At 68.3% G+C, this 19,459-nt stretch carries 13 protein-coding genes; 12 read left to right on the top strand and 1 reads right to left on the bottom strand.

Annotated elements, in window-relative coordinates; all coding sequences use genetic code 11:
* Window positions 1-205: 205 nt before the first annotated feature.
* The 11 genes from K32_RS21755 to K32_RS21705 all read left to right on the top strand — a co-directional run bounded on the left by K32_RS21755 (window position 206) and on the right by K32_RS21705 (window position 13,883).
* On the top strand, window positions 206-886 hold the full coding sequence (locus K32_RS21755; RefSeq protein WP_201401502.1) for a GntR family transcriptional regulator: 681 nt from the start codon (window positions 206-208) through the stop codon (window positions 884-886).
* A gap of 284 nt (window positions 887-1,170) precedes the next feature.
* The gene (locus tag K32_RS21750) at window positions 1,171-2,808 is read left to right on the top strand and encodes a methyl-accepting chemotaxis protein (RefSeq protein ID WP_201401501.1); all 1,638 of its coding nucleotides are present in this window, start codon (window positions 1,171-1,173) and stop codon (window positions 2,806-2,808) included.
* Window positions 2,809-2,834: 26 nt separating this feature from the next.
* Complete coding sequence (locus K32_RS21745) at window positions 2,835-3,299, top strand: chemotaxis protein CheW (RefSeq protein WP_201401500.1); 465 nt, start codon at window positions 2,835-2,837, stop codon at window positions 3,297-3,299.
* Window positions 3,299-4,561, top strand: coding sequence for a CheR family methyltransferase (locus tag K32_RS21740; protein ID WP_201401499.1), 1,263 nt, complete (start codon window positions 3,299-3,301; stop codon window positions 4,559-4,561). The genes K32_RS21745 and K32_RS21740 overlap by 1 nt, the downstream gene beginning before the upstream one ends.
* On the top strand, window positions 4,561-5,217 hold the full coding sequence (locus tag K32_RS21735) for a chemotaxis protein CheW (RefSeq protein ID WP_201401498.1): 657 nt from the start codon (window positions 4,561-4,563) through the stop codon (window positions 5,215-5,217). Before K32_RS21740 ends, K32_RS21735 begins: the two co-directional genes overlap by 1 nt.
* Window positions 5,214-7,478, top strand: a complete 2,265-nt coding sequence (locus K32_RS21730; protein WP_201401497.1) for a hybrid sensor histidine kinase/response regulator — start codon at window positions 5,214-5,216, stop codon at window positions 7,476-7,478. The genes K32_RS21735 and K32_RS21730 overlap by 4 nt, the downstream gene beginning before the upstream one ends.
* Before the next feature lie 25 nt (window positions 7,479-7,503).
* Complete coding sequence (gene cheB, locus K32_RS21725) at window positions 7,504-8,526, top strand: chemotaxis-specific protein-glutamate methyltransferase CheB (RefSeq protein WP_201401496.1); 1,023 nt, start codon at window positions 7,504-7,506, stop codon at window positions 8,524-8,526.
* 12 nt (window positions 8,527-8,538) lie between these two features.
* Window positions 8,539-9,597, top strand: a complete 1,059-nt coding sequence (locus K32_RS21720) for a diguanylate cyclase (RefSeq protein WP_305798442.1) — start codon at window positions 8,539-8,541, stop codon at window positions 9,595-9,597.
* Window positions 9,598-9,687: 90 nt separating this feature from the next.
* Window positions 9,688-10,944: a D-amino acid dehydrogenase gene (locus K32_RS21715; protein ID WP_201401495.1), complete on the top strand. Its 1,257-nt coding sequence runs from the start codon at window positions 9,688-9,690 to the stop codon at window positions 10,942-10,944.
* 459 nt (window positions 10,945-11,403) lie between these two features.
* Entirely contained in the window at window positions 11,404-11,817 is a 414-nt protein-coding gene (gene rnk / locus K32_RS21710; RefSeq protein WP_201401494.1) for a nucleoside diphosphate kinase regulator, read from the top strand.
* A 59-nt stretch (window positions 11,818-11,876) separates the two neighbouring features.
* On the top strand, window positions 11,877-13,883 hold the full coding sequence (locus K32_RS21705) for a bifunctional DedA family/phosphatase PAP2 family protein (RefSeq protein ID WP_201401493.1): 2,007 nt from the start codon (window positions 11,877-11,879) through the stop codon (window positions 13,881-13,883).
* A gap of 12 nt (window positions 13,884-13,895) precedes the next feature.
* On the opposite strand, the gene K32_RS21700 is transcribed toward K32_RS21705, so the two are convergent.
* Window positions 13,896-14,759 (bottom strand): 2OG-Fe(II) oxygenase family protein, encoded by an 864-nt coding sequence (locus K32_RS21700; RefSeq protein ID WP_244670015.1) that lies wholly within the window; start codon window positions 14,757-14,759, stop codon window positions 13,896-13,898.
* A 518-nt stretch (window positions 14,760-15,277) separates the two neighbouring features.
* Here K32_RS21700 and K32_RS21695 point away from each other — a divergent pair.
* Window positions 15,278-17,890, top strand: coding sequence for a DNA translocase FtsK (locus tag K32_RS21695; protein ID WP_201401491.1), 2,613 nt, complete (start codon window positions 15,278-15,280; stop codon window positions 17,888-17,890).
* Window positions 17,891-19,459: the final 1,569 nt, after the last annotated feature.

Here is a 19,459-nt window from a genome sequence, read left to right as displayed (position 1 = left end):
CGACGTGCGGCGCACGTCCCTGATCTCTGCGATGGAAGTCGCGTCACCCCGGGCCGGGGCGGCGAATGGCGGGTCTTTCTTGCGCGCGGCGGCGGCGCTGCCGCCGTCTACATGCAATCAGAATTGTCATCTGATTATTCACATCGTCATTCTGATAGCAACAGTGCGCCTGTCTCCTTCGGGGTGGCCGTGCTATAGCAACCCCATGGAACGACGCAGAACCCAGCCCGGCGAGACGCCTGCCAAGCTCAGCCAGATCGCCTATCAGCGCTTCAAGGAGGCGCTGTTCGCGGGCCGGATCGCTCTCGGCGCGACGGTCTCGCAAGGCGAACTGGCCGAATTGCTCGAGGTGCAGACCGGCACGCTGCGCGAGGCGATGCAGCGGCTGGAGCAGGAAGGTTTTCTCGTCGTCCTGCCGCGATCCGGCATCCAGATCGTCAAGCCGGACCTCGCTCATCTGAAGGATTGCTTCCAGATGCGGCGGGTGATCGAGGCGGAGGCGCTCAGGCGCTTCGCCGAGCGGGTAACAATGGGCGAGATCGTCGAATGGCGGCAGCGGCACGACGAGATCATCGATCTCGCCCGCGACGGGGTGGTCGAATCCGTCCTGTTCGCGCGCGCGGCCGAGCTCGACCGCGCCTTTCACGGCGCGCTGGTCGAGGGCACGCGCAATCCGCTGATGATCACGTCGCACGCCCAGATGATGGAGCAGATCTGCGTCGTCCGGCTCGACACGCTCTACATGCTGTCGTCGCTGGCGATCGTCCACACGATGCAGGAGCATCTCGCCGTCCTCTCAGCGCTGGAAGCGCAGGATCCGGAAGCCGCCGTCACGGCGATGGAGGCGCATCTCGCCCGCTCCATGCACCGGGCGATGGGGCTCTGAAGCCGGCGGCGCTTCGCGGCCGTGGCCGCGTGCCCCAAGAATCTTGGACGCCCGGGTTGGTCCATTGCTTTCCGCTCAACCGTTTTTTCTGTTTTCGGCCTCTGTTCTTCTTGTTCGCGTCGCGTTTTGGCGATGGAGCGCAATGGAGATGAAAGGATTGGACGGTATATAGTCAGGCGACAATCCGACGGGGTGGCGCGTGATTTCGGACGCGATCGGGCTCCAGGACGTCGATGGGGAACCTCCCGGCCCCGGGGCCATGCTTGCAGGACGGAATACGCTCGATGAACAATCTGACCATTCGTCAACGCATTCTCGGCAGCTTCGCCGCGGTGCTGGTGGTGATGTCGATCATGGCGGTGGTGACCTTCGCCTCGCTGATCCGCACCGAGAGCGAGGCGCTCTCCGTCGAGACCAAGACGGTGCCGGGCCTCGTCACCAGCATGGAGATGATGGCCGGCTGGACCGACACGCAGAACCTCGTGCAGGACCTGGCGCTGGCCGATACGGACGCGGCGCGCCAGAGCGCCATCACGGCGATCCAGACCAATCGCGACCTCGTGCGCCGCCTGACGGTCGCCTATGAGGACACGATCGATTCCGAGCAGGACCGGATCAATCTCGACGGGATCCGCAAGCTCACCGAGGAGTTCTTCCCCCGGGAGGACGCGCTCATCGAGATGGCGAGGGCGAGCTACACGGTCGAGTCCGCGTCGCGGCAGCGCGCCGTCGTCAAGACCGAGCTTGAGCCGGTCCTCGACCGTATCCAGGCCCAGCTTCGCGCCATGGTCGACTACAACAAGCTGGAGAGCGATCGCTCGACGCAGGCGATCCTCGCCAATGTGCAGACGGCCAAGCTGGCGCTGATCGCCAGTTTCGTCGCGGCGCTGGTGCTGTCGGTGCTGCTCGCCTACTGGCTGTTCCGCGCCATCATGGGACCGCTCGGCCACCTCGTCGACGCCGTCGCCGTGATGCGCAGGGGCGATTTCAGCCAGCGCCTGGCGCTCGCCCGGCGCGACGAGTTCTCGACGCTCGCCGATGGCTTCAACGGCATGGCCGACGACCTGACGACCCTGATCGGCCAGGTGCAGAAGTCCGGCATCCAGGTCAACACCTCGATCACCGAGGTCGCCGCGACGTCGAAGCAGCAGCAGGCGACCGCGAACGAGATCGCGACGACGACGACCGAGATCGGCGCCACGGCGAAGGAGATCTCCGCCACTTCCAATGAACTCGTCCGCACCATGAACGAGGTGTCGACGGTCGCCGAGCAGACCGCGTCGCTCGCCGGCGGTGGCCAGGCCGGCCTGTCGCGCATGGAGGCGACCATGCGCCATGTCATGGAGGCGGCCGGCGCCATCAACGCCAAGCTGGCGATCCTCAGCGAGAAGGCAGGCAACATCAACCAGGTGGTGACGACCATCACCAAGGTCGCCGACCAGACCAACCTGCTCTCGCTCAACGCCGCCATCGAGGCGGAGAAGGCCGGCCAGTACGGCCGCGGCTTCGCCGTCGTCGCCACCGAGATCCGTCGCCTCGCCGACCAGACCGCCGTATCGACCTACGACATCGAGCAGATGGTGAAGGACATCCAGTCCGCCGTCGCCGCCGGCGTCATGGGCATGGACAAGTTCTCCGAGGAAGTGCGCCGCGGCATGACCGAGGTGCAGCAGGTCGGCGGCCAGCTGTCGGAGATCATCGAGCAGGTGCAGGGCCTGGTGCCGCGCTTCGAGATCGCGAACGAGGGCATGCAGGCGCAGGCGACCGGCGCCGGCCAGATCAGCGACGCGCTCTCGCAATTGAGCGAGGCGGCGCAGCAGACGGTCGAATCGCTGCAGCAGTCGTCGCTGGCGATCGACGAGCTCAACCAGGTCTCGAGCGGCCTTCGCAATAGCATCACGCGGTTCAAGCTGCGCGCCTGACGCGGTTCGAACGGGAGGACCGCGCCATGCTGTTCCTGATGTTTCGCCTCGGCCGGGATCGCTATGTCCTCGATGTCGGACAGGTCGAGGAAGTCCTGCCCTTCATCGAGCCGACCGTGCTGCCCGGCGCGCCAGCCGGCGTCGTCGGCGCCATCAACTATCGCGGCGGCCCTGTGCCGCTGATCGATCTGAGCCTCTTGGCGCTCGGCCGTCCGTCGGCGGCGGTGCTCAGCACGCGCATCATCCTGATCCGCTATCCGGTCGCCGAGGGCGAGACGCGGCGGCTCGGCCTCGTCGCCGAGCGCGTCATCGAGACCGTGTCGCGCGATCCCGCCGACTTCGTGCCGTCGGGCGTCGAGGCCGGCATGCCCGCCTATCTCGGCCCCGTCGCCTCCGATGCGATCGGCCTGATCCAGCTGGTACGGGCCGAGGCGCTGCTGTCGCCGGAGCTTCGCGACATCCTGTTCCGCCAGCTCGATGCGAGCGCCTGATGCAGGAGGTGATCGAACAGTTCCTGAAGGACGAGATCGGCCTCTCCAGCGAGGCGGTCGGCGCCTCGGTCATCCGCCATGCGCTGAAGGAGCGGATGTCCGCGCTCGGCCTCGACGATCTGCGGGTCTACTGGACGGTTCTGAACGCGTCGGCGGCCGAGCGGCAGGCGCTGGTCGACGCGACCATCGTGCCGGAGACCTGGTTCTTCCGCGACGAGGGCGCCTTTGCGGCGGTGGTGCAGCATCTCCGGACGCTGCCGCGCAGCCGCCAGTCGTTCCGTCTGCTGAGCCTTCCCTGCTCGACGGGCGAGGAGCCCTATTCGATGGCGATGGCGATGCTCGACGCCGGCTTCCCGGCCGAGGCGTTTTCGATCGAGGCGCGCGACGTCAGCCAGCACAACATCGCCGCGGCCGAGCGGGCGATCTATGGCCGCAACTCGTTTCGCGGCCGCGACCTCGGCTTCCGCGATCGCCATTTCGAGCCGGTCGACGGCGAATACCGGCCGCGCCGGGCCGTGCGCGATTGCGTCCGCTTCCGGCGCGCCAATCTGTTCGATCTCGACGCGGAGCGGGAGGGCGGTCGCTTCGACATCGTCTTCTGCCGCAACCTTCTGATCTATTTCGACCGGCCGACGCAGGACCGGGCGCTCGACAAGCTCAGATCCGTGCTCGCGCCAGACGGGCTGCTGCTGGTCGGCCCGGCCGAATCGGCGCTGCCGATCGCCTGCGGATTCGCCTCCGCCCGATTGCCGATGGCGTTCGCCTTCAGCCTGAAGCGGGAAGAGGCCGGCAAGCCGGCGGCTCCGGCGCGACGTGCTGCGCCGCCGCCACCGCCAGCTCCGGCTGGGACGGCCAGGCTCGCTGTCGTGCCGGCCAAGCCGCGCCCGGCTGCCCAGGCGAAGCCAAGCCCAGCGCGCGGAACGTCCGAATTGCCGCCGCCCGACCGGGCCGGCGAAAGCCTCGCCGCCATCGAGCGCGCCGCCAATGCCGGCCGGCTGGCGCAGGCGCTGGAGGCGGCCCGCGCCCATTTGAGCGAATTCGGCGCTTCGGCCGAGGCGTTCTATCGCCTCGGCCTCGTCCTTGATGCCGATGGCGCGACCGACGAGGCGATCCAGAACTATCGCAAGGCGCTCTATCTCGCGCCCGAGCATCGCGAGGCGCTGGCGCATCTCGCCCTGCTGCTGCAGCGCCGGGGCGACGGCGCCGGCGCCAAGACACTGAACGACCGGCTGGCCCGGATGTCGAAGAGGAGCGGTAGCTGATGTCGGACGAGAGCCGGACGACGACAGTCGAAGCGGTCGAGGCGGATGCCGTCGCCGCGCCGCGCGGCCGCGACCGCGAGGCCTATGCGGAGATCGCGCGCGGGCTGCTCGACCGGCCGCTGCCGCCGGAATACCGCGCCGAATGGGCGCTGCATTTCGCCAGCGAGAAGGCGATCGAGAGCGAGGTTGAGGAAGAGCGCGCCGCCGCCGTGATCTTCCGCATCGGCGAGGAATGGCTGGCGCTGTCGACCGCCGTATTCGAGGAGGTGGCCGAGCCGCGCCGCGTCCACACACTGCCGCATCGGCGCAATGGCGTCGTTCGCGGCATCGTCAATGTGCGGGGCGAGCTTCTGGTCTGCATCTCGTTTGCGACGCTGCTCGGCATCGACAAGGATGTCGCGGTCGAGCGCCGCGATCGCAGCCTTCATTTCGAGCGCATGGTGGTGATCGGCCGCGCCAATGGCCGGATCGCCTTCAGCGTGCACGAGGTGCACGGCATCCATCGCTATGAGCGGAGCGCGCTTTCGCCCGTGCCGGGAACGGTCGGGCAGGCGGTCTCCTCCTTCACCACCGCCGTGCTCAACTGGCAGGGGCGAACCGTCGGGCTGCTGGACGAAATCCGGCTTCTCGACGCGATCGATCGGAACATCGCATGAGCGGCGAGGATTTCAGCCAGTTTTCCATGCTCGACCTGTTCCGGGCGGAGCTCGCGACGCAGTCCGAGGCGCTGACGGCCGGCCTGCTGGCGCTGGAGCGCGATCCCGTCGCCGCCGACCATCTCGACGCCTGCATGCGCGCCGCCCATTCGCTGAAGGGTGCAGCGCGGATCATCGATCTCGTCGCCGCCGTCGAGGTCGCGCATGCGATGGAGGAAACCCTCGTCGCGGCGCAGAAGGGTCGGCTGACGCTCAACCGCGATCACATCGACGCGCTGCTTAGGGGTGTCGACCTCCTGGCCGTCATCGCGGCCGGCAGCGAGGAAGACGGCACGGATCCGGACCGATTTGCCACCGAGATCGCCGCCTTCCTGACGACGCTGGAGGCGGCCTCGCATCCGGCGGCGGCAAAGTTGGCGCCCGCGCCTGTCGAGGTACAGGCGCCTCTACCGGAGCCGAAACCGCCGGTGGTTACCCGCGCCGAGACGCCCGAGCCCGTCGCCTCGAACGCTTCCGGCGACAGCATGGTGCGCGTTACGGCGGAGAGCCTGAACCGGTTGCTCGGTCTCGCCGGCGAATCGCTGATGGAGGCGCGCCGGCTGCGGCCCTTCCACGACGAGCTGCTGCGGCTGAAGCGCCTGCAGACCAATACGGCCCGCGCCTTTGAGCAGCTGCGCGCGGCGCTGCCGGTTTCGGCCGGGGACAAGGTGGCGCTCGCCTTCGAGGAGGCGCAGCGGCACATGGTGCAGAGCCACGAATTCCTCGTTGCCCGCCTCGGCGAGCTCGAACTGATCGACCGCCGCGCCACCGATCTCGCCAACCGTCTTTACGACGAGACGCTGGCGAGCCGCATGCGCCCGTTCGAGGACGGTGTCCGGCATTTTTCGCGCAGCGTGCGGGATCTCGGCCGCAGCCTCGGCAAGCCGGTGCGCCTCGAAATCGTCGGCGGTTCGACCAGCATCGATCGCGACATCCTCGAACAGCTCGACGCGCCGCTCGGCCATCTGCTCCGCAACGCCGTCGACCACGGCATCGAGACGCCGGAGGAACGCCTCGCCGCTGGAAAGCCGGCCGAGGCCGTCGTCCGCGTCGAGGCCTGGCACAAGGCCGGTTTGCTGCAGATCCGCGTCGCCGATGACGGCCGGGGCATCGATCTCGAGGCGCTGCGCGCCGCCATCCTCGCCCGCCAACTGACGACGGAGGCGACGGCGGCCCATCTCAGCGAGGCCGAGCTCCTGGAATTCCTGTTCCTGCCCGGCTTCTCGATGAAGGGATCGGTCAGCCATATTTCTGGTCGCGGCGTTGGTCTCGATGCCGTGCAGGCGATGGCGAAGCAGGTGCGCGGCCTCGTCAGCGTCACGTCGGAGCGGGGCTCCGGCACCGAGTTCCTGCTGCAATTGCCGCTGACGCTGTCGGTGATGCGGACGCTCTTGGTCGAGGTCGATGGCGAGCCCTACGCCTTCCCGCTGACGGGCATCATCCGGACGATTTCGCTGGCGCGGGAGAACATCGAACTGCTGGAGGGGCGGCCGCATTTCCGCCTCGACGAGCGCCAGCTCGGGCTTCTGACGACGCATGAGGTGCTCGGCCGCGGCGAGCCGAAGCTCGATTCGGGCGAACTCGCCGTCGTCGTCATCGGTGATCGCGGCGAGGCCTATGGCTTGATCGTCGACCGCTTCCTCGGCGAGCGCGAGCTGGTGGTGCGCACGCTCGATCCGCGCCTCGCCAAGGTGCAGGACATCAGCGCCGCCGCGCTGATGGACGATGGCTCGCCGGTGCTGATCCTCGATGTCGCCGACATGGTGCGCTCGGCCGAAAGGCTGGCAGCGTCCGGCGGCCTGCGCACGCTGGAGCGCCGCAGCGCCGGCGCCGCGGCGCGGCGGCGGAAGCGCATCCTGGTGGTCGACGATTCGCTCACCGTGCGCGAGCTCGAGCGCAAGCTGCTCGACTATCACGGCTATGAGGTCGAGGTCGCCGTCGACGGCATGGACGGCTGGAACGCCGTCCGTTCCGATCCGTTTGACCTGGTGGTGACCGATATCGACATGCCGCGCATGGACGGCATTGAACTGGTCACGCTGATCAAGAAGGATGCGCGCTTGCGGAACCTGCCGGTGATGATCGTCTCCTACAAGGACCGGGAGGAAGATCGGGCGCGCGGCCTCGACGCCGGCGCCGACTATTATCTGACCAAGGGCAGCTTCCATGACGAGACGCTTCTGCATGCCGTCGTGGACCTGATCGGGGAGGCAGCGGAATGATGACCCGGCTCCGGGGAATGGTCGGATGAGGATCGGCATCGTCAACGACATGCCGATCGCCGTCGAGCTGCTGCGGCGCATCCTCGTCTCGACGGCGGAGCACCAGCTCGCCTGGATCGCGATGGACGGGGCGCAGGCGGTGGCGATGTGCCAGCGCGACCTGCCGGACCTGCTCCTGATGGATCTGACCATGCCGGTCATGGACGGTGTCGAGGCGACGCGGCGGATCATGCAGGCGACGCCCTGTCCGATCCTGCTGGTCACGGCCAGCGTCGAGCACAATGTGCCCGGGGTCTACGAGGCGATGGGCCATGGCGCCCTCGACGCCGTCGACATGCCGCAGGCAGGTGTGCGCGGCGACGGGGCGGAAAATGCCTCGGTGCTGCTCGCCCGGATCGCCACGATCGGCAAGCTGGTTCGCGACGTTCCCGCCCGGCCGGTCGCCCGGAAGAGCCCGCCCGCCATCGGCGCGCCCGCTTCGAGCCTCGTCGCCATCGGCGCCTCGGCCGGCGGACCCGCGGCCGTCGCGGCCGTGCTTGGCAAGCTGCCCGCCGATTTTCCGGCGGCGATCGTCCTCGTGCAGCATCTCGACGAGCAGTTCGTCGCCGGGCTGGCCGATTGGCTCGGCAGGCACACGGCGCTGTCGGTCCGCGCGGCGATCGAGGGGGACAGGCCGGTGCCGGGCACGGTGCTGGTGGCGTCCACCAGCGATCATCTCGTCTTCAAGTCGAGCCGCGAGCTCGGCTATGCGGCGGAGCCGCGACAGCATATCTATCGCCCGTCCATCGACGTCTTCTTCGAGAGCGCCGCGCGCTGGTGGCAGGACGATCTGGTCGGGGTCCTCCTGACCGGCATGGGGCGCGACGGCGCCACCGGGCTCAAGACGCTGCGCGAGCGGCAACATCTCACCATCGCCCAGGATCGCGCCACCAGCGCGGTCTACGGCATGCCGAAGGCGGCGGCCGAGCTGGGCGCCGCCGCGGAAATCCTTCCGCTCGATTCGATCGCGTCGCGCCTCGTCGACGCGTGTCTTCGCGCCCAAGTTTGAAAAGGCCATCCCATGAAGGGTGAACAGGATTTGAACCCGAAGGATCCGGGATCGCCGGATCTGCCGACACCGGTGCCGGCCGACAAATATCTGTCGATGGTGCTGCTGGTCGACGACCAGGTGATGATCTGCGAAGCGGTGCGGCGCATGCTCGCCAACCAGCCCGACATGGATTTCCACTATTGCACCGATCCGATGGACGCGCTGACGGTGGCCGAGCGCGTCAAGCCGACCGTCATCCTGCAGGATCTGGTCATGCCCGGGATCGACGGCATGGAGCTGGTGCGTCACTATCGTCGCGTCAGCGCGACGCATTCGGTTCCCGTCATCGTCCTGTCGGCCAAGGACGATCCGGCGATCAAGAGCGAGGCCTTCCAGGCCGGCGCCAATGATTATCTCGTCAAGCTGCCCGACCGGGTCGAGCTGATCGCCCGCATCCGCTACCACACCCGCGCCTATCTCGATCACGTCCAGCGCGACGAGGCCTATCGGGCCCTGCGCGAAAGCCAGCGCCAGCTGATGCGCGTCAATCTCGAGCTCGAGCGGCTGACCCGGATCGATGGCCTGACAGGCCTCGGCAACCGACGCTATTTCGATGAATATCTCGGCGCCGAATGGAAGCGCGGACTGCGGACGCAGACGGCGGTCTCGGTGCTGATGATCGATGTCGATCATTTCAAGCGCTACAACGACGCCTATGGCCATCTCGCCGGTGACGACGTCCTGAAGCGCGTGTCGCAGGTGCTGCAGACGAGCGCCAGCCGGTCGACCGACCTCGCGGCGCGCTATGGCGGCGAGGAATTCGTCATCGTCCTCACTGACGTGACGCCCGCCGGGGCGCAGCATGTGGCGGAGCGGCTGGTCCGGGGCGTGCGCGAGCTCGATATTCCGCATGGCGACGGACGGGTCAGCGTCAGTGTCGGCGTGGCGACGATCATGCCGCAGGAAACGGTGACCCCGGACGATCTGGTCAAGGCGGCCGACCTGGCGCTCTTCCGGGCGAAGGCCGAAGGGCGCGACCGCATCGTGCTGCACGAGGGCGACGAGCCGCTGGCGGGGGTGTCCTCGTAGGGCTTGGTGCTTGATCGCCGCTGCGACTTCCGATTGAACGGGCCGGGGGGGCGCGTCGCCTGGCGGCGCGAATCGGAGCGAGGGGAAGTCATGCATATTGTCGTGCTCGGGGCCGGGGTGATCGGCGTGACGACGGCCTGGTATCTGGCCGAGGCCGGCCATCAGGTGACGGTGATCGAGAAGAACACCTCGGCCGGGCACGGCACCAGCTATGCCAATGCGGCGCAGATCTCGCCGGCGCTGTCGTCGCCCTGGGCCTTTCCCGGCCTGATCGGCAAGGCGGCGGCGTGGATCTTCGCCAAGCATGCGCCGCTGATCGTCAGCCGCATGCCGGATTTCGCCATGAGCCAGTTCCTCTGGCGGATGTGGCGCGCCTCCAGCGTCGAGCAATATGTGACCTCGAAGCGCAACATGGTGCGGCTCGCCGAATATTCGCGCGACTGCTCGGACCAGCTGCGCTCCGAGATCGGCATCGATTATGCCGGCCGGCAGAAGGGCCTGATCGTCGCCTTCCGCGAGGCGGCGCAGGCGGACGGCTACAAGCGCGACTTGGCCGTGCTCGACGAGCTCGGCGTGCCGCACCGGAGCCTCGGCCGCGACGACCTGCTCGCCTTCGAGCCCAATATCGACCCGACCAGCGGCGTCATCGGCGGTGTGCTGCTCGAGACCGACCAGACCGGCGACTGCTTCCTGTTCACCCAGGCGCTGGCCCAGGCCTGTGCGGCGCGCGGCGTGACCTTTCTCTATGGTCGCGCGGCGGAAAAGCTCGTCATCGAGCGGGACAAGGTGATCGGCGTCGTCGCCGGCGGCGAGACGATCGAGGCGGATGCGGTCGTGGTGGCGCTCGGCGTCTGGTCGAAGGGCCTGCTCGAGCCGCACGGCATTCCGGTGCCGATCTATCCGGTGAAGGGCTACTCGCTGACGATCTCAGCGGATTCGGACGCCGTCGGGCCGGTCAGCACCGTCTCGGACGAGACGATGAAGGTCGGCCATACCAATCTCGAGAACCGCATCCGCGTCGGCGGCACGGCGGAGCTCGCCGGCTACGACTTCACCCGGCCGGAGAAGCGTTACGAGGGGCTGATCGCCTCGCTCCGGATGCTGTTCCCCAAGGTGCCGGAGGCGGCGATAGCCACGGCCGAGCGCTGGTCGGGGTTGCGCCCGGTGACGCCGGACGGGCCGCCGCGCCTCGGCTCCTGCCGCTATGCCAATCTCTATCTGAACAGCGGCCACGGCACGCTCGGCTGGACCATGGCCTGCGGCTCCGGCAAGGCGCTCGCCGACCAGATCTCCGGCAAGCGCCCCGACGTCGACATCGCCCCGTTTGCGCCGGACCGTCGCGGGTAGGGCAAGCGGCCGACTGTTTCACGTGTGACGTTTTCGGACGGTCGGGTCGGCTCGCAGGCGCGTTGGTTTGACTTTCGCGCCAGTGTGCTTATGTCTGGAAGCACCATGTTGATCCATTCGCCCTTTCGCCGTTCCCTGCTCCATGCGGGTCTTCTGATCGCGGGACACTAGCCCCGGGTTCGGCGCGCGCGTTCGCCCCGGACACGGGGTTCTTGCCAGCATGACTTTTCAAAACCCTTCGCCAAGCCAGCCCTGATTCCGTTCGCGCGCCCGCGCCTCGACAGGATGCCCTTGCCTCAGGCACTCGCCCGCAACAGCCGCTTTCGCGGTGAATTGCGGGGCAGATGCTTCTCGAACCTCGCCGGCCCTTCCCAAACGGAAGGCGGCGATGGAAGATCATTTCGGGGATCCTCGCCGCTTCAAGCCAGGCGCAGCGGTCCCATAGTGGAGACGACGACCATGACCACCCGCAGCCCCGGCCGCCTCAGGCCCCGGATCACCATTCTGGCGGCCGATCATGAGCGGCTTTCGACGCTGGCGCGGGCGGCCACGCATTCTCATCCGGACGTGGCGGAGGTCCTCAACGAGGAACTCGACCGCGCCCGAGTCGTCGCCGACGCCAAGCGCTCGCATCCCTTCGTCCGGATGGGCCACGAGGTCGAGTATCGCGACGATACCGCCGGCATGGTGCGCAAGGTCACGCTCGTCTATCCGGAGCAGGCCGATATCGGCCAGGGCCGAATCTCGGTGCTGACCCCGATCGGGGCGGCGCTGATCGGCGTCGGCGTCGGCGAATCGATCAGCTGGGAAACCCGCAATGGCGAATTGAAGCGCCTGACGGTGCTCCAGGTCGGCGAAGCCGAGGCCGTCTGATGACGGCGAGGGTTTTCCAGGCTCTCGTCCGGGGCTAGTCTTGGACCATGGACGACTGGTTGCAGACCCTCATCCAGCTCGTCGCCGGGCATCCGCACTGGGCGGCGGCCCTGGTCTTCTTCTGCGCCATGGCGGAAGCGATCGCCGTTATCGGCATGTTCGTGCCCGGCACGGCGATCCTGATCGGGGTCGGCGCGGTCGTCGGCCTCGGCGAATTGTCGCTCTGGCCGATCCTGCTCTGGGCGACGCTCGGCGCGATAGCCGGCGACGGCATCTCCTACTGGATCGGCCATCGCTACAAGGACAGGATCCGCTCGACCTGGCCGTTGCGTGAGCGGCCGGAGCTGTTCGCCAGGGGCGAGGCGTTCTTTGCCCGCTTCGGCACGCTGAGCGTGGCGATCGGCCGTTTCGTGCCGGGTGTGCGGGCGGTCATCCCGCTCGTCGCCGGCGTCGTCGGCATGCCGCCGGCGCGCTTCTTTCTCGTCAATGTCCTTTCCGCCCTCGTCTGGGCGCCGGCGCATATCCTGCCCGGCGCCGGCATGGGCCTCGCGCTCGGCGTCCTCGGCTCGATCGCCGGCCGGCTGGTGGCGATGCTCGTCGGCGCGCTCATCCTAATCGGCTTCGCCATCTGGCTCGGCTACATCGCCTGGCGCTGGATGCTGCCCGGCCTCGGCCGGCGCTATCGCCGCCTGATCCGGCTTGCCAAGCGGCGCGATACCGCCTTCGATCGCGTTCTCGTCGCCGTCCTCGATCCCGATGATCCCGGCACCTCGACCCTGATCGTCATGGGCGCGGCGGTGATCGCGCTCGCAGTGGCGTTCGTGTCGCTCGCCGAGGACGTCCTCATGCGCGAGCAGATCACCCGCATGGATACGGCCGTGAGCACGCTGGTGCAGGGCTGGCGGACGCCCGGCCTCGACAGGGTGATGATCGCCATCACCAGCCTTGGCGACGGCGTGGTGATCACGGCGGTCCTGCTGGCGATCGTCGTCTGGCTGCTCCTGCGCCGGCAGGTCAGCCTGGCGGTCGGCCTCATCCTGACCATGGGCCTCGCGGCGCTGTCGGTGCCGCTGATGAAGGGCGTCTTCGTCATTCCCCGCCCGATCGACATCTATACCGGCGCCGATGCCTTCAGCTTTCCGAGCGGCCACGCCACCTCGGCCGCCGCGCTCTACGCCTCGGCCGCCTGGCTCGCGACCCACAATGCGCCGTTCCGCTGGAAGGTGGCCGGTTTCGCGCTCGCGGGCGTGCTGATCACGGCGATTGCCGCGTCGCGCATCTATCTGGCGGCGCATTGGCCGTCCGACGTGCTGGCGGGCCTCGCGCTCGGCTCGGCGCTGTCGGCGATCTATGCGCTCGTCTTCCGCCGGCTCGACCTGCAGGCGATGCGGCCGTTCCGCTTCGTCGGCGTCGTGCTCGCTGCGCTCCTGGTCGCCGGCGGCCTGCGGGTCGCTACCAACTATTCCAGGGCGGTCGACGCCTACCGGCCGCGCGTCGTCGAGACGAGCCTCGACGCGGCGCATTGGCGCCTCGGCGACTGGGCCACTTTCCCGGCCGATCGCTGGGAACTCGACGGCTCCGAAGGCGGTGCGCTGACGCTGCAGTCGGATGCCGGCGTCGAGGCGCTGCGCGAGGCGCTGGTAGATGCCGGCTGGCAGATCGCGCCCTCCGGCGGTGTCGGCGGGTTCGCCAAATTCCTGTCGCCGGACGCGCCCCTCGACGGATTGCCGCCGCTGCCGCAGACGCATGCCGGGAGTTTCGCCGTGCTGACGATGGTGCGGCCGGTCGATGCCGACCATCGGCTCGTGCTGCGCTTCTGGCCGACGACGGTTTCAGCCGAATCGGCCGATCGCCGCGACCGGATCCTGCTCGGCTCGCTGTCGGACGAGCGGGTCAGCCGGCCGCTCGGCCTCGCGACGCTGCTGCGGGATCCGGAATTGTCGGCCGCCGAGCAATTCGGGCTGCTCGGTTCGTTCCCGCAGTCCGGCCGGCTCGATTGGGTCGCGGACGAGGCGGGCGGACGGCGGGTGCTGCTGCTGCTCCGCCGGGAGCCCGCGTCGCCCTGATCCGGAACGAGCCTATTTGACGCCGAGCTGGCGCAGCCTCTCATCCATGTAGCTCCCGGCCGTATGGCGCTCCGACAGCTTCACCTCGGGGCGCGGCTGCAGGAACAGCGGCAGCGCGATGCGGGACCGGCGCGCCGCCTCGCCCGACGGATTGACCACCCGATGCGTCGTCGAGCTGTAGTAGCCGCCGGACGCCTCCTGCAGCATGTCGCCGACATTGACCACGAGCGAGCCGAAATCGGTCGGCACGTCGGTCCACGCGCCGCTCCGCGTCAGGAGCTGCAGCCCGCGCTCGTTCGAGGCGGGCAGGACGGTCAGCAGATTGATGTCCTCATGCGCGGCGGCGCGCACCGCGCCCGGTTCTTCCTTGCCGGTCAGTGGTGGATAGCGCAGCACGCGCAGCAGGGTTGCCGGGCTCTCGCGGATCATCGAGGCGAGCGGCATGGAGAAGCGCGCGCGGACGTCTTCCGGCGTGTTCGCCTCGACCCAGGAAAGCAGTTCGCCGGCAAAATCGCCGGCGATCGCGAAATAGCGCCGCGCCGCGTCGGAAACCTCCGCCGGATAGCGGCCTCCTGGGAAGATGTGGAAGAATTCCTTCAAGTCGCGCTTGTCGTTGCCCTTGGCGGTCTCCGAGACGGCGGTCGAGAAATAGCCGTCCTGCGTCTCGCGATCGAAGGCGTAGGCGTGCTTGGCTTCCTTTTCGAAGAAGGCGAGCCACTCGGCATGGATCGTCTCGACGAGATCCCGCGGCACCGGATGGTCGCGGATGACGGCGAAGCCGGTGCGATGGAGCGAATCCGTGAAACGGGTCGGCGCGTCCGGCGCATAATAGGAGACGGTGGCGACGCCGCCGTCCCCGACATATTCCGGCTTCACGATGGTCAAGGGCGTCTCCTTCATCGTCCGGCATGCCGACCTGCCCGGCACATCCGTCCCGTCCGGCGCGCCTGCAACCATAGCGTGCCGCATCCTAGAATGACGACCCGGCAGCGGCCGCGCAAGGATCTCGATCGCGGCCTGCGACAGCGCGGCTTCGTCACCGCGACCGGCGCGGTCGCCTCGGCGCGGGAACCGGCCGTTTCGGCGGGGCAGGGGGCGATCCGGCGCTGGCGCCGCGGCTGTGGGCTCGCTGCAACAGGAGGGTCGAATGGTGGATTGGACGGATCGTTCAAACCATTCGTTAACGCTGTTCTTCGTATGCCTGAACGACCAGCAACGGTCGGCCAGACCGCGTACCAGGGTCAGCGACAAACATGCGTTCTTCCAATCGGCCTCCCCAATATACTTCCCTCCATTCCGCCGAGCCCGCGGCGCGCCCGTCGCGCGAACGGGAGGCACTGCATCATCCCAATCCATCGCGTCCCGCGGCCCCGGCGGCCGCGCCCGAGGCGCCGATGGTCGGGCCGGATGGCGAGCCGCTGCCGACCTGGCTGCAGCCCTTCACGGCCGGGATGAACGCCCGCTTCACCCGCACGCCCGACTATCTGCGCCGTCCGCGCAATGCGGGGGGTGAGGCCGGCGACGCCGATCTTCCGGCCGATGCCGCCGAGGTCGTCAGCGAGACGGCGGAACAGCCCGTTCCCGCCGCTCAGGCCTCGTCCGCGCCCGCCCCGTCCGTGCCGGCTGCTTCCGTCCAGACGCCCGTTCCCGCCGCGCTGGTGACGGCGGCTCCCGCGCCGGTCCTGCCGGCTTCGGCCAAGGCCGCGCCGGTCGCGACCGTCCCGCCCGTCGCCCCGCCGGTTCTGCGCAACACCAGCCCCGTCGTTCCCTCGATGGTGCCGCCGCATGTGGTTTCCACGCCGGAGCCCGCTCCGGTCGCCGAAGTGGCCGAAGCACCGGCCGCTCCCGAGCCGCAGCTCGATCGCCAGGCCGAGATCGTCGAGGCGGCACGGCCTTCCAACATCCGTCGTCTTGAGCGCCTGATCCAGGTCGGCCGCGCCGTTCCGCCCGCGCATGCCATCGGCTTGCCGGAAGCGCCTGTGGCGCAGGCCCCTCGCGTCACCCGTCCGGTGCGCCCGGCCGAGCCGGTCGCCACCGCGCCGGCCGTTCCGCCGGTCGCCACCGCGCCGGTCGCCTCAGCGCCGGTCGTGCCGCCGGTCGCGACAGCGCCGACGCAGCCCGCTCCCGTCGTGGCCGAACCGGCTGCCGTGGCTCCGGCTCCGGTAGCTGTCGTCGTCCCGGCTCCGAGCCTGGTGCCGCCGGCGCTGCGCGCCCCGGAAACGTTGCTGCCGGGTCATGTCCAGGCTTCGATCCAGGTCTGGTTCGAATGGCCGATCTGGGTAACGCCGGTCCAGAGCCTCAGCGCCCGCTCGCGAAATTCCCGCCGCCTGCGGCGTGAAAGCGCCTTCGAGGCCGCCGCCGCGCCCGTCGCCGCGGAACCGGTCGCCGAGGCAACGCCCGAGGTCGCGCCGGCTGCCCTCGCGCTCGTCCCGGAAGCCGCTCCCGTTCGCGCCGAGACGGTCGTCAGCTTCCATACCGGCGAATATGAACTGCCGCCGCTCGACCTTCTGGCCGAGCCGCCGGTCTCCGAGCCGCCCTTCGAGCTCTCGGCCGAATATCTCGACCAGAACTCGAACTTCCTGCAGCAGACGCTGCGCGATTTCGGCATTCGCGGCGAGATCATCGACGCCAATCCCGGCCCGGTCGTCACGCTGTACGAGCTGGAGCCGGCGCCCGGCACCAAGTCGTCCCGCGTCATCGGCCTTTCCGGCGACATCGCCCGCTCCATGAGCGCGGTGTCGGCGCGCGTCGCCGTCGTCGAGGGCCGCAACGTCATCGGCATCGAGCTGCCGAACCAGACCCGCGAGACGGTCTGGCTGCGCGAGCTGATGGCGAGCGAAGCCTTCGCCGAAGCCAAGGCCAAGCTCGGCCTCTGCCTCGGCAAGACCATCGGCGGCGAGCCGGTGATCGCCGATTTGGCCCGCATGCCGCATCTGCTGGTCGCCGGCACCACCGGTTCCGGCAAGTCGGTCGCCATCAACACCATGATTTTGTCGCTGCTCTACCGGCACCGCCCGGAAGAATGCCGCCTGATCATGATCGATCCGAAGATGCTGGAGCTCTCCGTCTATGAGGGCATCCCGCATCTGCTCACTCCGGTCGTCACCGATCCGAAGAAGGCCGTCACCGCGCTGAAATGGGCGGTGCGCGAGATGGAGGAGCGCTACAAGAAGATGTCGCGCCTCGGCGTGCGCAACATCGACGGCTTCAATGTACGGGTCGCCGAGGCGCGCGCCCGCGGCGAGGTCATCACCCGCACGATCCAGACCGGCTTCGACCGCGCCACCGGCGAGATGATGCAGGAAGAGGAGGTCATGGACCTCTCGAACCTGCCCTACATCGTCGTCATCATCGACGAGATGGCCGACCTGATGATGGTCGCCGGCAAGGACATCGAAAGCGCCGTGCAGCGGCTCGCCCAGATGGCCCGCGCCGCCGGCATCCATCTGGTCATGGCGACGCAGCGCCCGTCGGTCGACGTCATCACCGGCACGATCAAGGCGAACTTCCCGACCCGCATCTCCTTCCAGGTGACGTCGAAGATCGACAGCCGCACGATTCTGGGCGAGATGGGCGCCGAGCAGCTGCTCGGCCAGGGCGACATGCTGTTCATGGCCGGCGGCGGGCGCATTCAGCGCGTGCACGGGCCCTTCGTCAGCGATCACGAGGTCGAGCAGGTCGTAGCCCATCTGAAGCGCCAGGGCCGGCCCGAATATCTCGACGCCGTCACCGCCGGCGACGAGGAAGAGGCGGAAGTGGCCGCTCCGGCCGAGGAAGACGTCGCCGTGTTCGACAAGACCGCGATGGCCGAGGAAGGCGGCGGCGACGCCTATGAGCAGGCCGTGGCCGTCGTGCTGCGCGACCGCAAGGCGTCGACTTCCTACATCCAGCGCCGCCTGCAGGTCGGCTACAACCGCGCCGCCTCGATCATGGAGCGGATGGAGCAGGAAGGCATCGTCGGCCCGGCCAACCACGCCGGAAAGCGCGAAATCTTCATGGAGCGCTAGGGCGCCTTCGCGCCGCAAGTCGCGACCCACCATGAGGAGCGAGCCTTCTGGCTTCGCTTCCCTTCAGACAAAACGGCGGCCCTCGGGTCGCCGTTTTCGTTTGTGCGGGCTGGAAGGCCGCCTCGTGCCGGGCGACCACAGCGAGCCCCGCTTTCCGGACGCCGCATTGCCTGCGGGCTTGTGCCCTGTCGCGGAGGGGCCGGCGGCGTGCCGTTTCGGCAGTTTTCCCGGAAAGGCGCGAGCGGTCAGGCGTCAGTGATGGGCACTCAGTGTCCTGCACATGGAGAAACGCTCGGGAGGCAGCGAGATCGTCTTTCATCGCGCTTCCAGGTCGATGAAGGGAACAGGCCCAAACCCTCTCCCGTTCGCGGGAGCGGGTAGGGTGAGGGGCTTGTCGTTGGCGCGAGGGACTGACCTTGTTGTCTCCTCCCTTCGTGGACCTGCCCACCCCCTCCGGCAGTTGGGCAGGAGATTGCTTGCGCTTGTGGCCGCGCTTTCTTGGGGCGCCGACCCAAACCCTCTTCCGCACACGGGAGAGGGCAAGGTGAGGGTTCTTGTTTCAGGTGACGCGCTCGGCGTCGGTCACTGATGAAGGAAGTACGTCAGCTAGAAGGGTGCCGTCTGTCCCTCAGGACCGCACCTTGATCGCGACGGCGACCTTCGCGCGGTCAATTCTGTCGGCATCCGGCTCGCGGCGCCTCGGCGGGGGCCATCGCAACGGCCTCGGGCTTCCGAAATTCAGAAACGCGCGTGAGGCATCCGCAAACGGTCCGTTTCAATCCACCAACCGGCTGGGCTGGCCGAGCACGCTGCTAGACGCCGGCTTTCTTGGGATCTCTGCCACTTCGGTCCAGGTCGACTCATCGGACCTCGCGCCAAGCGGCCGCAAGGCGCTGGCGCGTCTCGCACGGCCGCAAATACGGCATGTCGATCTCGCGGTGGATAGAGCAGGGGCCATCGCCGGCCCTGCAATGCTGCGGGAAGGCGAGAGCTCAGTTGGGCGGGCATCTTCTTGGGGCTGGATCCGTCGCTTGCAGGCCAGCCGATCCTGGCCGCAGGCTTTCCCTGCCTCCCTGCCTCCCTGCCTCCCTGCCTCCCTGCCTCCCTGCCTCCCTGCCTCCCTGCCTCCCTGCCTCCCTGCCTCCCTGCCTCCCTGCCTCCCTGCCTCCCTGCCTCCCTGCCTCCCTGCCTCCCTGCCTCCCTGCCTCCCTGCCTCCCTGCCTCCCTGCCTCCCTGCCTCCCTGCCTCCCTGCCTCCCTGCCTACTGAACGGATCGGCGGGTTAACGAAAATTAAGACATCTCAACCGCTTAGCGCGAACGCGCTGGTTTCTGCGGTTTCCTGGGCCTCGGCCGTCCGCTTATCCACACGGGCAGATTTTGCGGGGCGGAATTTGCAGGAATTGTTCGAATTGGCGATTGACGGTTCTGAGGTTGGGGCCTATAACCCGGCTCAAGAACGCGGGCGGCACCGCTGCCAGCGAACGGAAAACTCGTCTCTGAGTTTTGTTGATTTGGCGCTTGACGATCCACTGTGAGGTGGATAGATAAGCGCCTCCGGTTCGGCCGAT

Origin of the sequence: Kaistia sp. 32K (genome assembly GCF_016629525.1) — a bacterium.
Classification (GTDB): domain Bacteria; phylum Pseudomonadota; class Alphaproteobacteria; order Rhizobiales; family Kaistiaceae; genus Kaistia.
This window is presented reverse-complemented; position numbering and strand designations above follow the sequence as displayed.

Bases quoted from the DNA above. Each gene is read 5' to 3' on its own strand.
- K32_RS21755 (WP_201401502.1), top strand. From the start codon at position 206: ATGGAACGACGCAGAACCCAGCCCGGCGAGACGCCTGCCAAGCTCAGC.
- K32_RS21750 (WP_201401501.1), top strand. From the start codon at position 1,171: ATGAACAATCTGACCATTCGTCAACGCATTCTCGGCAGCTTCGCCGCG.
- K32_RS21745 (WP_201401500.1), top strand. From the start codon at position 2,835: ATGCTGTTCCTGATGTTTCGCCTCGGCCGGGATCGCTATGTCCTCGAT.
- K32_RS21740 (WP_201401499.1), top strand. From the start codon at position 3,299: ATGCAGGAGGTGATCGAACAGTTCCTGAAGGACGAGATCGGCCTCTCC.
- K32_RS21735 (WP_201401498.1), top strand. From the start codon at position 4,561: ATGTCGGACGAGAGCCGGACGACGACAGTCGAAGCGGTCGAGGCGGAT.
- K32_RS21730 (WP_201401497.1), top strand. From the start codon at position 5,214: ATGAGCGGCGAGGATTTCAGCCAGTTTTCCATGCTCGACCTGTTCCGG.
- cheB (WP_201401496.1), top strand. From the start codon at position 7,504: ATGAGGATCGGCATCGTCAACGACATGCCGATCGCCGTCGAGCTGCTG.
- K32_RS21720 (WP_305798442.1), top strand. From the start codon at position 8,539: ATGAAGGGTGAACAGGATTTGAACCCGAAGGATCCGGGATCGCCGGAT.
- K32_RS21715 (WP_201401495.1), top strand. From the start codon at position 9,688: ATGCATATTGTCGTGCTCGGGGCCGGGGTGATCGGCGTGACGACGGCC.
- rnk (WP_201401494.1), top strand. From the start codon at position 11,404: ATGACCACCCGCAGCCCCGGCCGCCTCAGGCCCCGGATCACCATTCTG.
- K32_RS21695 (WP_201401491.1), top strand. From the start codon at position 15,278: ATGGTCGGGCCGGATGGCGAGCCGCTGCCGACCTGGCTGCAGCCCTTC.